This is a genomic window from Halotia branconii CENA392, assembly GCF_029953635.1.
Classification (GTDB): Bacteria; Cyanobacteriota; Cyanobacteriia; order Cyanobacteriales; family Nostocaceae; genus Halotia; species Halotia branconii.
This window is the reverse complement of sequence record NZ_CP124543.1, coordinates 3,042,210-3,057,006: the sequence shown is the minus strand read 5'-3', so window position 1 is coordinate 3,057,006 and position 14,797 is coordinate 3,042,210. Positions and strand designations below refer to the sequence as shown.

Sequence of the window (14,797 nt, the reverse complement as noted above, 5' to 3'; positions counted from 1 at the left end):
TCAATCTTAACTCGTCATTCATCACTCATTTTTTTGACTACCAATACTCCCATCATACCGTTCGCAATGGGGTAGTGTGTGACTGCTGCAAAACCAACTTGACGAGCTAGTTCTACTTGTTCTTTCCCTGTGGGGAAGCGATCTAGGCTAGGACTAATATATGCATATTCATCTTTTAAATCCATCTGCTTGGCCATTGGTACAACTATATTATCTAGATACCATTGTTGAAAAGCGCGCAGTTGGGGATTGCTAGGTCGATGAAAGTCTAAAATTGCTGCTTTCGCACTCGGTTTGAGAACTCGATGTAATTCTTGGAGACTACGGGGAATATCTACAACATTTCTTAAGCCATAGCCCATTGTAGCGGCATCGAATTGATTATTTTCAAAGGGTAAATCTAGGACATCAGCCTCAACCCAAGAAATTATAGGTTGAGGGTAATAGCTTTGACAGCGTTGTTTTGCAGTTGCTAGGAGATTGGGCGAAAAATCCACACCATACACCTGTCCGGTCGTTCCCACACGCCTTGCCAAACGTAAAGCTAAATCACCACTGCCGCAACACAAGTCGAGACTTGTATCTCCCGGTTTGGCGGCACTCCATTTGACTGTCATTTCCTTCCATATACGATGTTGCCCCAGACTTAACCAATTGTTTAACTGATCATAAACTGGGGCAATACGGTCGAAAATGGCGCGAATTTCAGTAGACATTAATTAGTCAGTTGTTTTTTCTTTTGACTACTTGCCACTAAGCTACATTTTTGTTTGATGGCAGCGGCTACTAGTCAGGGCGATCGCTACTAGTTCTGCTGATAAATGAATTAAGGTTAATTCATCTTCTCGCAAAGAACAAGGCTGTTGCCATTGTAACGATAGTACCCCTAACATATCATTTCGGTAAGTAATTGGAATAACTAAATGTGCTTGCACATTATTGTCTTGGTAGTGAGTTACACCAGCTAATTTTGCATCTTTGGCTACATTCAAAGAAACTTGCATTTTTCCAGTAGCGATCGCTTCACGAGTTAGGGAATCTTGATCTAACCAGTTATTTAGCTTGCCTTCAGGACTGTAAGAGCCTTGAGTCGCAACTAAGGTATTTTCCTCTATTAGCTGCAAAATACAACCATCAGCGTCAAAACTATCACTAAAAGCTGTAGCAATTGGTGTGAGAGTTTCATCTAAGCTATGAGCAGCTTGTGTAACCCCTACCAAAACAGTCAGCAGTGCCATTTGGGCATTAGCGCGGCGCAATTCTTCTGTTCGTTGCTTGAGTAAGTCATAAGTTTCTGCGGCTCTTTGCACCACTGCCTTGAGTTCACCTGGGTCCCAAGGCTTGGTGATATATTTATAAACCTGTCCAGCGTTAATTGCCTCTACTAAATCCTCAATATCTGTAAACCCAGTGAGGATTATTCTTACCGTATCCGGAAACTGAGGTACAGTCTTACTGAGAAACTCAGTACCTTTCATTTCTGGCATCCGTTGATCAGAGATGATTACTGCTACTTCTCCTTCTGCTGCCAGAACTTCTAAGGCGTTCATCCCGCTATCGGCTTTTAAAACATTAAAGTCTCGCCGAAAGGTACGATAAAGCAGATCGAGATTATCTGGTTCATCATCAACTACTAATATTTTTAGCTTTTTTGGTCGCTCTATAGTTGCTAATGGACGGCGACTTGTATGAATTTCGGAATTGAGGTTATTCATAAAATAATTATTATCAATATTCACCATATTGTTACATTCCATACCCAAAGTAATTGAGAATAGCAATTCAGCCTTGCGTAAATTTACGTTATGCGGGTCAATTGTCAGTTGTCAGTTGTTAGGGATGTACTGAGTTTCCACTGCGTTCAACTGCGGCGAAGTAGAGATTCAACTACCGCTTGTCGAAGTATTGTTTTTGATATGCTTTAACACCTCATAATCTTAAAAACATCTTTAATCTTTGCTACTGACCATTGACTACTAACCACTGACAAATTGCTCCCACTTAACCTTATGTGTATTATTCATAACTCATAATTTTGTCTAGCGGTAGGGTGTAGAGATAGTCCGCTGTTAAAGATTACAATAAGATTTGCTGATGAAGTATCAATTATCTTTTAAGTTGAAGCTCCCACGCCATGACTGATTTATCACCCAATCCTCAAAATCCTGCTAATGATAATACACAAGAGTTGCTGCGAAAACTGCGGCAAAAGCAAGGCAATTGGGTAGAGTGGGGAATGGCGATCGCTTCGTTGCAAAAATCTGGTTACAATCCTCAACAAATCTTTGAAGAAACTGGATTTGAGCCGATTCAACAAAATCAGGTGATTGTTGGTTCTCAAGTTTATAATTCTTTAGAAAAGGGTGGGGCATCGGAGGCAACGCGATCGCATTACGCTACTAGAGGCAGTGATATTTTATATGAGTTACGCTTACTTACTCAAGAAGAACGAGCCGCTGCAGCTGAACTGACTTTTATTCACAAAATTGATGCTGATGAAGCGCGGGATGTAGCAAAAGCAATTAAAGATTTCTCTCGTTTCCGCAATTTACCGGAGGGATTTTCAAACCATCCAGGTGATGCTGTTGCTTATCAATCGTGGAAACTGGCACGTCAATATACAGATTTACAAGAGCGATCGCGTCTGATTGCCAAAGGTTTACGATTTGCTCATACCCCCGAAGCTAGGAAACAAATTGAACAGTTATTAGTTGATTTTACCGTTGTTTCTAAACGTCCAGCCCCGATTTTACCTTTTTATCGATTTGAATCTGACGAGGAATTGCCTCGCATTCTGCCAGTTGTGGGTGAGTTACCATTAACACCTCAAGACTTGCAAAATGTGCCGATAGTAGAAGAGATTCAACCATTTCGCTTAGTCAAGTTTGCAGGTGAGCAAGCTTGGGTTCCGTTACCGGGTTGGCAAGTGCTGCTAAATGCCGAAGATCCAGTGGTAATTTTATGTAATAGCGATCGCATCCCCAACCAGCCACCAAGTCCGCCCAAACCATTATTAGTAGTAATAGATCGCGCCCAACGACAATGGGATGACTCTAGTTACTTTGTCGTTGACAATGGTGGAGAATTAGATTTTCAGTGGTTTGAAACTGAAGCAGAACTTCCTCTGTTAGGGAAAATAATCGTCATTGTGCGTCCTAAGAAAATCTTTGATGAAGAAATCACCAAGGATGCTTGGCAAATTGACGAATAGTCATCACAGGGGAGTTCTTAGCAGGTTCGCCAGTCGGCAGAAAGTTGTTCCAACAAAGAGGAGCCAGCGTGGTCATGGGAGTTTCCACGCCACTTGCTTCAACGAGGGGAACCCCCGCAACGCAGTAGCTCCCCATGAGTGACTGGCGTTGGACTGGCGAACCCGTAAAGCTTACGGCATGGCTACGCTTAGCGCGTAGCGTCTTTGACAGGAGAAGGGAAGCAGGGGGAAAGAATTAAAGACCAACCATCTGTTTCAAATATTTCCTAAAATGGTATTACTTTTTCAAAGAAATCATATTGCCTGCGCTATTTTAGTTTGGCTTAGGCTCAAAGATTTAGCTTATAAAATTGGTCAAATAATCTATCAAATTAAGCATGGATTGTTATCAAATTATTTACAGGACTTACGCAAGCCTAAATCGTCATTGCGACTGAAACGAAGTGTAGGGAAGCAATCGCAGGATTTTTGCGATTACGTCGCTATCGCTCGTAATGACGGAATTGCGTTAGTTTTGCGTAAGTCCTAATTTAGTTCAGCAACTAAAAGGTCCGGCTGTTCCCATGTTTATCGTGTAGTTGCTTGGCGTGCGGCGCGGTGTAACCCCGCTATTGCTTATGACAGTTGCGTAAGTCCTGGGTGTAATAAGCTTAAAACATGAAAATTACTATTCCCGAACTATCCCTAATTATCCTCATCGGTGCTTCTGGTTCCGGTAAATCGACTTTTGCCCATAAGCACTTTCAACCTTTTGAAATTTTATCTTCAGACTTTTGTCGAGGATTAGTTTCCAATAACGAAAATAGCCAATCTGCAACCAAAGATGCCTTTGAAGTCCTACGCTTCATTGCCGAAAAGCGACTAGCAGCAGCAAAACTAACAGTTATTGATGCAACTAACGTACAAATGGAAGACCGCAAACCCTTACTGCAAATGGCACGGCAGTATCATTGTTTTGCGATCGCCATTGTTCTCGACCTACCAGAAGAATTATGCCACGAACGTAACCAACAAAGAAGCGATCGCTCCTTTGGTTCTCATGTCGTGCGTCGTCATACCCAAATGTTGCGGCGTTCTCTACGGAATTTAGAAAAAGAAGGCTTTCGCTATGTCTACACTCTCAACTCTTTAGAGAAAATCGAATCTGTTGAAATTGAGCGTCAGCCTCTTTGGAATAACCTCAAGCACGAACACGGCCCCTTTGACATCATCGGAGATATTCACGGCTGTTGCGATGAACTCGAAGTCTTACTTCAACAGTTAGGCTACGAAAAGGGCATAGGGGAAGAATTATCTTCTACACTTTGGAATGCCCCTACTTACCAACATCCCCAAGGACGTAAAGTGGTTTTTCTAGGCGATTTGGTAGACCGGGGAACGCGCATTTTAGATACAGTTAAGCTGGTGCGAAACATGGTTAACGCAGGTACAGCCCTCTGTGTTCCTGGTAATCATGAAAACAAACTTTTGCGGAAACTACGCGGTAAAAATGTCAGAGTTAATCATGGGTTAGAGCAAACCCTGAATGAAATTGAAGCTTTACCCGACCAAGTACGGGAACCCTTCACCAAAGAACTGCAAAAATTTCTGGATTCTCTAATTAGTCATTACCTTTTAGATGACGGACGGTTAGTAGTTGCACACGCTGGGATGAAACAGGAAATGCAGGGACGGGGGTCTGGTGCTGTGCGCGAGTTTGCCCTTTATGGCGAAAGCACTGGCGAAATTGATGAATTTGGCTTACCCATCCGTTATAACTGGGCGGGAGAATATCGGGGTGAAGCAATGGTGGTTTACGGACATACCCCTGTACCCGAAGCAGAATGGTTGAACAACACTATTGATATTGATACAGGCTGCGTCTTTGGCGGCAAATTAACAGCCCTGCGCTATCCAGAAAAGGAATTAGTGAGTGTAGCTGCTGCTCGTGTATATTGTGAACCGATAAAACCTTTAGTAGAGAACGCAACCACCCGCACATCCCAACAGGAACTAGATGATGTTTTGTACATTGATGATGTGTTAGGTAAGCGCATCATTAACACCCGACTGAAATCTAACATTACCATTCGAGAAGAGAATGCGATCGCAGCTTTGGAGGTAATGAGCCGTTTTGCTACTAATCCCAAATGGTTGATTTACCTGCCGCCTACGATGTCTCCGGTAGAAACATCACAATTAACAGGTTTTTTAGAGCATCCCACCCAAGCTTTTCTCTACTATCAAAATCCGGGAATCACGGAAGTCGTTTGTGAAGAAAAACACATGGGTTCACGAGCAGTAGTGATCATTTGTCGAGATGTAGCAGCTGCCGAGAAACGGTTTGGTGTAGTAGATGAGGGAATCGGTATCTGTTACACTCGCACGGGACGGAGGTTTTTTGATGATTCTGCATTGGAGGCAGAATTTTTAGCGCGGGTAAATGCAGCCCTTTTCCAAAGCGACTTTTGGTCAGAATTTCAAACCGATTGGGTGTGTTTAGACTGTGAATTGATGCCCTGGTCAGCCAAAGCTCAAGGGCTACTGCGAGAACAGTACGCACCGGTGGGAGTGGCATCACGGGTTGCCCTTAATGATGCTGTTAGTTTACTACAACAAGCAAGCGATCGCGGCGTAGAAATTAGTACCCAACTCGCTCATTATCAACAACGTGCAGAGATGGCGCATCAGTATGTCAATGCCTACCGTCGTTACTGCTGGCCTGTCACCGATATCTCTGAACTAAAACTAGCTCCTTTCCATATCTTGGCAACTGAAAACGCCGTCCACATCGACAAAGACCATCGCTGGCATTTAGAGCAAATAGCCAAAATCTGTCATTCCGACCCTGCCTTGCTTTTAGCTACCGCCTATAAAGTGATCAATTTGACTGACCCCAGCAGTCAAGCAGAGGGGGTTCATTGGTGGGAAAAACTTACTGAAGTGGGGGGTGAAGGTATGGTTGTCAAACCTATGGATTTCATCGTTCAAGGTAGTCGGGGTATTGTCCAACCTGCGGTGAAGTGTCGCGGACAAGAATATCTGCGGATTATTTATGGCCCTGAATATTCCACCCCAGCGAATTTGCAGCGTCTGCGTCAACGTGGGTTATCACACAAGCGTTCTTTGGCTATGCGTGAATTTGCTCTTGGTGTTGAAGCATTAGAGCGATTTGTCGCCCATAGTCCTTTGCGCCGTGTGCATGAATGCGTTTTCGGCATTTTAGCATTAGAAAGCGAACCCGTCGATCCGCGACTTTAACTAAAGCGAGTCTCCAAGCGTCATTACGAATTACGAATTGGTTTAACCTTTGCCACCTGTAAATGTCGCACTTTGAATAAAATAGCGGTTAAAAAAGGCGTAAATTCCTAAAGCAGGTAGGGTAAATATCATCGAAGCTGCCATAATATAATTCCAATAACTAATATATTGACCTTTGAAAGTATTCAACCCTAATGGTAGAGTAAACATTTCTGGGTCAAACAAAATTACTACAGGCAGCAAGAAATTATTCCAACTACCCATAAACACAAAAATTGCTTGTGCTGCTAATGCTGGTTTTGCTAAAGGTAAAACAATATGCCGGAAAATGCCAAAGGTATTTAAACCATCAAGTTGAGCAGCTTCTTCTAGTTCTTTAGGAAAATTGACAAAAAACTGCCGCATCATAAAAATGAAAGTGGCATTAATCATACTGGGTACAATCATACCTTGATAAGAATTTAACCAGCCGATCGCTTTTAAAATTAAAAATGTCGGAATTAACGTAATCTGGGCTGGGACTGCTAATACTGCCAAAATTACAAAGAACCAAAAACGCTTACCCACAAAGTGCAATCTCGCTAAGGCATAACCTGCCATTGAGTTGAATAGCAAATTTAATAATGTAACGCTAACGGCAATAATCACACTGTTAAATAGCCAGCGCCAAAACAACGGTTCTTGCACAAAGATTTGCCGATAATTATTAAGAGTAAAATTTTTGGGTAAGAAATTAGGTTCCCCGCTGACAATTTCTGATAGGGGTTTAAATGATGCCGAAAGCGCCCACAAGAAAGGAATTAGGGTAATGAAAGCATAAATAGTTAGTAAGACATACAACAGTACTTTTGGCCAGGAAACACGAGAAATATTCATTAAATTCTTTCACCTCCAAAAAATCGCTGCTGCATCAAGGTGATGATAATGATTACCGCTGCTAGTAAAAATGCGATCGCAGCTGCATATCCCATTTGTAAATTGCGAAATACAGCTTGATAAATTAATAGCACCAAAGTTAAAGTCGCGTTATTTGGCCCGCCAGTACCGCCAGAGAAAATATAAGACTGATCAAATAATTGAAACGTCCCAATTATCCCTACAGCTACCACAAAAAAGGTTACAGGCTTAAGCAAAGGAATAGTAATATAAATAAACTTTTGCCATCCATTTGCCCCGTCAAGTTCTGCTGCTTCATAAAGCTTTTGGGGTATATCCTGTAAAGCTGCCAAGTAAATCACCATGTAAAACGGTGCTGTTGACCAAATATTCATGATCATGATGCCTTTAAGCGCAACGGCTGGATCTCCCAACCAGTTATAAGTAGGTAGTCCCACAAAAGCTAAAAAATCATTTAGTAGCCCATCAGTGTTATAAATCCACATGAAAATTAGCGTTAACACTGCTGAAGAAGTCACTGTGGGCAAAAAGTAAAGAATGCGCCACCAGTTCTTACCGCGAATGCCAGCATTGAGGGTGACTGCCAGAATTAAAGCCAGTACAGTTTGAGTTGGCACAACAATCGCCACATACTCTGCCGTATTTTTCAACGCAATCCAAACTCGTTCATCTGCAATTAATCGGTTGAAATTGCGAAAGCCAATAAAATCGTATTCAATTCCACCCAGAAGTTGGACTTTGTGCAGAGAAAGAAATACAGCATAGAGAATGGGCAAAACTACAAAAGTTCCTAAAACCAGAATGGTGGGGATCATAAACAGATACCCAGCTAGGTTTTCTGTCATATTCCATCTAGGGTTTCTGTGCCGCCGTCTAATTTCCCACACTACTAAAACCTCCGCCTAATTCTGCACAACCCGACTGTAGCGATGGGTGGTGGATGATTATTAATCGTAGCGCCTGTTAAAAAAATATAGTACTGGCCAGTTAAATTATTGACTGCTGCAAGCGATCGCAGTCAGGATGTAGGGATATGTTTTTTACCAGGGAGTCAGTATTTTGTTGAGCGAGGAATACATCAAAGATGGTAAATTAAACGAACCTGAAACTATCGCTACACTTATTAATCCAGCACTCCACAAAAAAGGCTGGACGGAGGATGTTATTAAACGTGAGGTTCCGGCTGGTGCTATCAGGATTATTAACGGTGTTCCTCAGCAAAAAAGAAAAGGTAGGGCTGATATTGTTTTACGTCTTCAGCCAAGTCCTAAAAAGCAGCTTGTAAGTGCGTCTGTAATTGAAGCAAAAGCTGAGAAATTTTCACCAATGCTTGGACTCGAACAAGCGAAAAAATATGCTCTAAGGCTTCATGTTCCTTTTGTTTATTCTACGAATGGACATAGATTTGTAGAATATGACCGAATTACTGGGATTATTTCGGAAACAAAACAGCTTTCTGAGTTTCCAGATGTACAAAATTTGCGCGATCGCTTTGAGCAATGGTTGGGTTTCAAGTTAGATGAACCTGTTGCTGAAGCGTTGCTGACTCCCTACACTGGGGGTGAATCGGCTGTTCGCTATTATCAAGATGCTGCAATTCGGGCTGTTTTAGAAAAAATTGCGCGATGTGAGAAACACAATCAGCCCAAACGTGCTTTGCTTTCTCTGGCTACGGGAGCGGGTAAAACTCGGATTGCGGTACATTTGTTAAAACGAATTGCAGATACAGGACAAAGGGTAAAGGCGCTTTTTGTATGTGATCGAGACGAACTTCGTGCCCAAGCATCAACAGCTTTTAAGAATATTTTTGGTGCTAATGCTGCGGTTGTAGATTCCAGAAATCCCCAAAAAAATGCTCAAATTCTCATTGCTACTTACCAAACTTTAGGGGTAGCAAAAGATGATGATAACGCGAGTTTCTTAATCAATAACTATCCAGAAAATTACTTCAGTCATATTGTGATTGATGAGTGTCACCGTTCCGCTTGGGGTAAGTGGTCAAATGTTCTGACTCGTAACCCTAATGCTGTGCAAATTGGTTTAACTGCGACACCTAGACAAATTGAAGTTACTCAAGAAACAGAAGAAGTTTTAGCAGATAAGCAGATAACGGCGAATAATATTGAGTATTTTGGCGAGCCTGTCTATGAATACGATATGCTCCAAGGTGTGGAAGATGGCTACTTGGCGGCTTGCGAAATTCGAGAAGGTAGAGTCAAGATTGATTTGAAAAAATTGGCAGTCGAAGATATTATGGCTAGAAATCCTGTAGATTATGACACAGGATTGCCAGTAACAGAAGAACAAATTCGCAAGATTTTTAAAAAAGGGCGTATTCACACCCGATTAATGTTGCCTAATTTTGAGAAGCGTCGTTGTATAGACTTATTTAAGTATTTACTGGAAACAGGTGGAGCGGAGCAAAAAACAATAATTTTTTGTAATAGCGATCGCCACGCTGATTTAATCGCCATAACGATGGAAAGAATTTACGTTAAATGGTGCGAAAAAAATAATCATAAACGGGTTGAAAGCTATGCTTTTAAATGTACTGATAAAGGTGGAGGACAAGAATTAATACCTGATTTTCGCGGTAGTTCGCGGACTCACTTTATTGCGACGACAGTTGATTTATTAACTACTGGTGTCGATGTACCAGTAGTACGTAATATTGTTTTCTTCAATCAAATTAATTCCCCAATCAGTTTTTATCAAATGGTGGGACGGGGAACGCGATTAAGTGAAAATAAATTGATGTTCCGCGTTTACGATTACACTGACGCTACCAAGTTATTTGGGAAAGAATTTCTCACTAAATTAACGACTCCAAATCAAAGTAGCAGCAGAGTCACGGGGGATTCTGCGCTAGTTGTGGAACTTGAGGATAGTGATGATTGGGTTGAAGAAACCGACGGTAGACGCTTTATGCGTTCCCAGGTTGATGGAGAAGATACGAGAATTTCTGTAGAGGAATATAAAGAGCAAATTGCAGCGAATTTGGTCAAAATTATTCCCACTGTCGAAGAGTTTCGCGTTTGCTGGGTAAACCCCACAAAGCGTCAGGAGTTATTGATGCAGTTGGTAAATGCGGGGGTATCACCGAGGGAATTTGCCACTGTGGAACAATTAGGAGACTATGACTTGTATGATGTTTTAGCGGAGATCGGTTATGGCTTGGCTCCTAAAACCAAAATTGTTCGCGCTGAGGCTTTTAGCTACAAGCACGCTGACTGGCTGAACAAAATGCCGGAAGCTACAGCGAAAACTGTTGAGGCTTTAGTAAATCAGTTCGTCAGTGGGGGAACTGAAGCTTTAGAAAATCCCTTAATTTTTGAAACTCCAAAGGTGAATAGGGATACGCTGAAGGTTTTGGGTAAGCCTAGTGATGTGTTGCGGGAAATTAAGGAGAGAATTTTTGCAGCATCATAGAGATTATTAGGGATAAAAAGATGAACGAAGCTATTAGACAAAAGGCGGTTGTTAAACCAGGTGGAGTCATCAATATTCAGTCATCAGAATTACCTGTTGGTACTGAAGTTGATGTGATTGTAATTGTGGAGAGGGCAAGGAAAAAGAAACAGTCTTTACGTAGCATTATTGGCACTGGCAAAGGCTGTTTTGCTACACCGCAAGAAGCTGATAATTTTATTAGTAGGGAGCGGGATGCTTGGTCATTGTAAATGCTATTCAGGGGGAAAGAGTTTATTTAGATACTAATATTTTTATTTATGCAATCGAAGGATATCTTGATTTTGTTGATGAATTAAATCAGCTTTTTGATAGTATTGATGCTGGCAATTTCAGAGCTTTTACCAGTGAACTGACTTTAGCAGAGGTGTTGGTTAGACCTTTGATGGATGGAAATTTAGAAATACAAGCGGTATATCAACAAGCTTTGCAAAGTTCAGAAGTGCTGGAAGTTGTTGCGGTAAGTCGGGATGTATTGATTGAAGCTGCAAGGTTGCGGGCTGTGGCGAACCTGAGATTACCAGATGCTATTCACGGTGCTACTGCAATTTTAAGTGGCTGTGAAACTTTTTTAACTAATGACAGGCGCTTGACTGCTTTGCCTGGAATTGAAGTAGTTGTGCTGTCTGAGATGGTGAGTAATTAAGAAGGTTTTACGAGATGAAAAAGAGGGTTTTTGTAGGGTGACGAATAAGGAAAACATTAATTTTGAGGGTGGTAAAAGGAAGTTGCCCGATGGTTGGCGTTGGGTAAAGTTGGGCAATCTTTGTCAGAGAATTGATTATGGTTTCACTGCAAGCGCTGATTTTTCCATAAAAGAACCTCGTTTTCTTAGAATTACAGATATTAAAGACTTTGGTGTAAATTGGGAATCAGTTCCGGGTTGCCAAATCAGTAGTGAGGAAGAATCTGCTAATAGACTAGCTGATGGAGACATTGTTTTTGCAAGAACAGGTGGCACAACTGGCAAAAGTTTTCTGATAAAAAATCCACCTCGTGCCGTATTTGCATCGTACCTCATAAGGTTAAGACTAAAAAATGATGTAGCACCAGAATTTGTATACTCTTTTTTTCAAAGTGATAGTTACTGGAAACAGATTAAATTAAGTGCTAGAGGTGGTGCCCAACCTAATGTTAATGCAACTTTACTAAGTGATATTTCGTTGCCTATAGTGCCACTAAATGAACAGAAGCGCATTGCGGCGATTTTGAACGAGAAAATGGAAGGGGTGGAGAAAGCACGCAAAGAGGTGATCGCGCAATTAGAAGCCATCAACCAACTACCCGCAGCCTTTCTGCGTCAAGCCTTCAATGGCGAACTGTAAACACAAGGAGATAAACCCCGTAACTAGCAACAACCTCAAAGAAGTAATCAAGCAAATCGATACTATGACATTAGATGAACAAATAGAATTAATTGCCTATCTTACTGATAAAGCAAGACACACACAGACCTCGACAAAAATCGATAAAATTTAAGGGATTTAGCTCAACAACCCGCTTTAGGTGAAGACGCGCAAACATGGATTTCTCGAAGTAGACGCGAAGACGATGAACACCGAGAAAGCCAATTGAGGCGTGAAGCATGAAAGTAACAGATAGCTGACATCTATCACGAGACTTCTTCATTTTCTGCTAACTCACCAAAACGTTCGCGGTAACGATTTAAAAGTTCCTCTGGAGTAGAAAAACGATTCCCTTTTTGGTCATACCAATATAACCACTCTCTCTGCAAACCAAGATGCTCACCAACACTCCGCCCAATTCCTAAACCAATTTCTGGCATCCAAAATGGTTCACCTATTTGACTTTGATAAACTCCATTTACCAACCGATAAACCTCAAAAGGTTGGTGTTGATCTGTGCGCCAAAAATCTGGATTGTAAATAACATAATATAACACTCCCATTTGTGCATAAGCATTTATTTTTTCATGATATTCCCCATCGGGAGTTTGGGAAACAACTTCTAAAACAAAACTAGGAACAACCTCATTTTCCTCCCAGACCACATAACTTTTGCGTAATTGATTTCTCTTAGTCCGTTCCACTCCCAAACTGAGAAAAGCATCAGGAACAATGGGAACTCTGGGATTTAAACCAGTGGTATGATAAACTCCCATGTTCACACCCCAAAACCAGTTGTACCGATTAGACCAAATGAAAGCTATAATCAAACCCAAAAAATTAGGAACCAGAGTTTGTAATTCATTATCCACAGGTAAACCGTCACAATCTGGTAATTCATCGCTAGATGGTAAGTCAATTTTGGAGTTAAATCTTACCATAATTAAATTACTTCTAAAATCTGTTTTTATCCTAACTTAATTAGAGTATATCCAAGCCTCTTTTACTTCCAATATTTTATCGAATTAGTTGTGAATTTGAGTTCATCCAATGGCAGCAACCCGCAAAAAGAAGAACGGTAGTGATAACGGTAACAATCGCAAATACACCAGCCAACAAAGCCTCGACAGCTACATTTATAGCGCTTGCGACATCATGCGCCGTTCCAACTGTGCAGGTGCGTTGCAATATATACCCGAATTAACCTGGATTTTATTTTTACGCATACTTGACGAACGCGAACAAGAAGAAGCAGAAAATGCCGATGCTGTCGGTTTTAACTTTACCCCATCGTTAGAAGCGCCCTACCGTTGGCGTGACTGGGCTGCACCCTATGATGACTCTTTATTTAACCTTGATGGCGAACAACGCCCTCAAGGTTGGAAACGCCATCAAATTACAGAACAAAGCAAAGAAGTTGAGGAACTCAAGAAATTTAGAGATACGGGTATTGACCTATCTGAACCTTTCAAAGTCTGGGTAGATTTGATTTTTATTCCCTATCTCAAACAACTTAAAAATAGCAAAGACGCAACCCCAAAACAGAAAGTTATCAGCGAAGTCATGTCTGGTATAGATCGCGTTCGCATCGATAGCCAAAAAAATCTGCTGGATATTCTTGACAAAATACATGAAATCAGCAGTAAAACTGTAGACGACACCCATATTTTCCCCCTCTCCCAAGTCTTTGAAGGATTGCTGTTGAGAATGGGTGAAAAGGGTAATGATGGTGGACAATTCTTCACTCCTCGCATCATTATTCGGGCGATGGTGAAAGTTATTAGACCTCTTGCATGAATCAAGAAAAAAGAGCAAGTTCATAGTTAATCAATCCAGCAATCAAATTGCATCGCAAGCCAAAACGTTTTCTACGATTACGATATTGTTCTTTAAGGATGCGAAAAATCTTCAATCGACGGTTGAGATGTTCGCCAACAATACGTAGGCTAGCTAAGTGACGATTGTGTTGGCGTTCTGGAGTAGATAAATCTTTCCCACGAGGTTTCCTACTGGGTATGCAGCTGTTGGGATGAAGTTTGGCAATACCTTGATAACCTTTATCAGCTAAACACAACTGTGAAGTATGAAATCTGACCCTAGTATTTCTCCATAAACGAAAGTCATGGATGCGACCAACTCCATAAGCTGTACAAAGAATTTTGCCAGTAGCTTGGTCAACTACCAATTGTGCTTTTAAAGTATGTCGTTTTTTCTTACCACTATAGTATCGGCGCTGTTTTTTTTTGGGCGTTCTATTGGTATTTCAGTCACATCTACTACCAATACCTTCCATTCATAGGCTGCTTGTAATTCTCTTTTCCCTGGCAGTCGGAATGCTCCTGATTTAATTAAAATATTTTCTACTTTCCGTACTATCCGGCATACTGTTGATTCATGTATACCCCAACTTTTAGAAATATGAAAGTAAGTACGATATTCACGCCAATATTCCAGTGCTACTAGTAAGTGGTCTTCTACACTTAACTTTGGCTGTCCACCTTTTTTCCCGCTTCTGACTAATTCTGGCTTCAGCACTTCTACCATCTTCTTAAACGTAGCAATATGCACTCCACATAGCCGTTTGAACTCTGGTGGTGGCAGGTCTTTTATCTGTTCGTAGCTCATTGCTCTTTGT

The 14,797-nt window shown here is 41.4% G+C and carries 13 protein-coding genes and 1 pseudogene; 8 read left to right on the top strand and 6 right to left on the bottom strand.

Going from position 1 to position 14,797, the window contains the following annotated elements; translation table 11 throughout:
* Positions 1-14 precede the first annotated feature (14 nt).
* Together ubiE and QI031_RS13365 are read right to left on the bottom strand one after the other, a co-directional pair.
* Positions 15-716, bottom strand: coding sequence for a bifunctional demethylmenaquinone methyltransferase/2-methoxy-6-polyprenyl-1,4-benzoquinol methylase UbiE (gene ubiE / locus QI031_RS13370; RefSeq protein WP_281485617.1), 702 nt, complete (start codon positions 714-716; stop codon positions 15-17).
* A gap of 42 nt (positions 717-758) precedes the next feature.
* Positions 759-1,715: a response regulator gene (locus QI031_RS13365; protein ID WP_281486017.1), complete on the bottom strand. Its 957-nt coding sequence runs from the start codon at positions 1,713-1,715 to the stop codon at positions 759-761.
* 419 nt (positions 1,716-2,134) lie between these two features.
* Between QI031_RS13365 and QI031_RS13360 the strand changes: the two genes are divergently transcribed.
* From QI031_RS13360 to QI031_RS13355, 3 genes and pseudogenes are all read left to right on the top strand, one after another.
* Positions 2,135-3,211 carry a RuBisCO accumulation factor 1 gene (locus QI031_RS13360; RefSeq protein ID WP_281485616.1) on the top strand — a complete coding sequence of 359 codons (1,077 nt, stop codon included), beginning with the start codon at positions 2,135-2,137 and terminating at the stop codon, positions 3,209-3,211.
* Positions 3,212-3,497: 286 nt separating this feature from the next.
* Positions 3,498-3,641, top strand: a pseudogene (locus QI031_RS31725) (IS701 family transposase); the annotation flags it as partial.
* Positions 3,642-3,868: 227 nt separating this feature from the next.
* A complete protein-coding gene (locus QI031_RS13355) occupies positions 3,869-6,451 on the top strand; it encodes a polynucleotide kinase-phosphatase (protein ID WP_281485615.1) in 2,583 nt (860 codons plus the stop codon).
* A 42-nt stretch (positions 6,452-6,493) separates the two neighbouring features.
* On the opposite strand, the gene QI031_RS13350 is transcribed toward QI031_RS13355, so the two are convergent.
* Entirely contained in the window at positions 6,494-7,327 is an 834-nt protein-coding gene (locus QI031_RS13350; RefSeq protein WP_281485614.1) for a carbohydrate ABC transporter permease, read from the bottom strand.
* Entirely contained in the window at positions 7,327-8,193 is an 867-nt protein-coding gene (locus QI031_RS13345) for a carbohydrate ABC transporter permease (protein WP_425526022.1), read from the bottom strand. Before QI031_RS13345 ends, QI031_RS13350 begins: the two co-directional genes overlap by 1 nt.
* A 214-nt stretch (positions 8,194-8,407) precedes the next feature.
* Between QI031_RS13345 and QI031_RS13340 the strand changes: the two genes are divergently transcribed.
* The 4 genes from QI031_RS13340 to QI031_RS13325 are packed head-to-tail and all read left to right on the top strand — an operon-like array spanning position 8,408 to position 12,141.
* Positions 8,408-10,777, top strand: a complete 2,370-nt coding sequence (locus QI031_RS13340; protein ID WP_281485612.1) for a DEAD/DEAH box helicase family protein — start codon at positions 8,408-8,410, stop codon at positions 10,775-10,777.
* A gap of 20 nt (positions 10,778-10,797) precedes the next feature.
* Positions 10,798-11,028 carry a hypothetical protein gene (locus QI031_RS13335; RefSeq protein ID WP_281485611.1) on the top strand — a complete coding sequence of 77 codons (231 nt, stop codon included), beginning with the start codon at positions 10,798-10,800 and terminating at the stop codon, positions 11,026-11,028.
* On the top strand, positions 11,016-11,462 hold the full coding sequence (locus QI031_RS13330; RefSeq protein ID WP_281485610.1) for a type II toxin-antitoxin system VapC family toxin: 447 nt from the start codon (positions 11,016-11,018) through the stop codon (positions 11,460-11,462). Before QI031_RS13335 ends, QI031_RS13330 begins: the two co-directional genes overlap by 13 nt.
* A gap of 37 nt (positions 11,463-11,499) precedes the next feature.
* The gene (locus tag QI031_RS13325; RefSeq protein WP_281485609.1) at positions 11,500-12,141 is read left to right on the top strand and encodes a restriction endonuclease subunit S; all 642 of its coding nucleotides are present in this window, start codon (positions 11,500-11,502) and stop codon (positions 12,139-12,141) included.
* A 287-nt stretch (positions 12,142-12,428) separates the two neighbouring features.
* On the opposite strand, the gene QI031_RS13320 is transcribed toward QI031_RS13325, so the two are convergent.
* Positions 12,429-13,103, bottom strand: a complete 675-nt coding sequence (locus tag QI031_RS13320; protein WP_281485608.1) for a Uma2 family endonuclease — start codon at positions 13,101-13,103, stop codon at positions 12,429-12,431.
* A gap of 109 nt (positions 13,104-13,212) precedes the next feature.
* Here QI031_RS13320 and QI031_RS13315 point away from each other — a divergent pair, with 109 nt between their 5' ends.
* Entirely contained in the window at positions 13,213-13,959 is a 747-nt protein-coding gene (locus QI031_RS13315; RefSeq protein ID WP_281485607.1) for a type I restriction-modification system subunit M N-terminal domain-containing protein, read from the top strand.
* Position 13,960: 1 nt separating this feature from the next.
* Here QI031_RS13315 and QI031_RS13310 read toward each other — a convergent pair.
* Positions 13,961-14,787, bottom strand: a protein-coding gene (locus tag QI031_RS13310; RefSeq protein ID WP_281481914.1) for an IS5 family transposase whose coding sequence is annotated in 2 segments (ribosomal slippage) — positions 13,961-14,400 and positions 14,400-14,787 — 828 coding nt in all. Because the reading frame shifts where the segments join, the coding sequence is not laid out codon by codon here.
* Between the last annotated feature and the right edge of the window lie 10 nt (positions 14,788-14,797).

What these genes read in the sequence shown, in the direction of transcription:
- QI031_RS13320 (WP_281485608.1), bottom strand. Translation starts at nt 13,103, where the DNA reads ATGGTAAGATTTAACTCCAAAATTGACTTACCATCTAGCGATGAATTA.
- QI031_RS13345 (WP_425526022.1), bottom strand. Translation starts at nt 8,193, where the DNA reads ATGACAGAAAACCTAGCTGGGTATCTGTTTATGATCCCCACCATTCTG.
- QI031_RS13335 (WP_281485611.1), top strand. Translation starts at nt 10,798, where the DNA reads ATGAACGAAGCTATTAGACAAAAGGCGGTTGTTAAACCAGGTGGAGTC.
- QI031_RS13355 (WP_281485615.1), top strand. Translation starts at nt 3,869, where the DNA reads ATGAAAATTACTATTCCCGAACTATCCCTAATTATCCTCATCGGTGCT.
- ubiE (WP_281485617.1), bottom strand. Translation starts at nt 716, where the DNA reads ATGTCTACTGAAATTCGCGCCATTTTCGACCGTATTGCCCCAGTTTAT.
- QI031_RS13360 (WP_281485616.1), top strand. Translation starts at nt 2,135, where the DNA reads ATGACTGATTTATCACCCAATCCTCAAAATCCTGCTAATGATAATACA.
- QI031_RS13365 (WP_281486017.1), bottom strand. Translation starts at nt 1,715, where the DNA reads ATGAATAACCTCAATTCCGAAATTCATACAAGTCGCCGTCCATTAGCA.
- QI031_RS13350 (WP_281485614.1), bottom strand. Translation starts at nt 7,327, where the DNA reads ATGAATATTTCTCGTGTTTCCTGGCCAAAAGTACTGTTGTATGTCTTA.
- QI031_RS13315 (WP_281485607.1), top strand. Translation starts at nt 13,213, where the DNA reads ATGGCAGCAACCCGCAAAAAGAAGAACGGTAGTGATAACGGTAACAAT.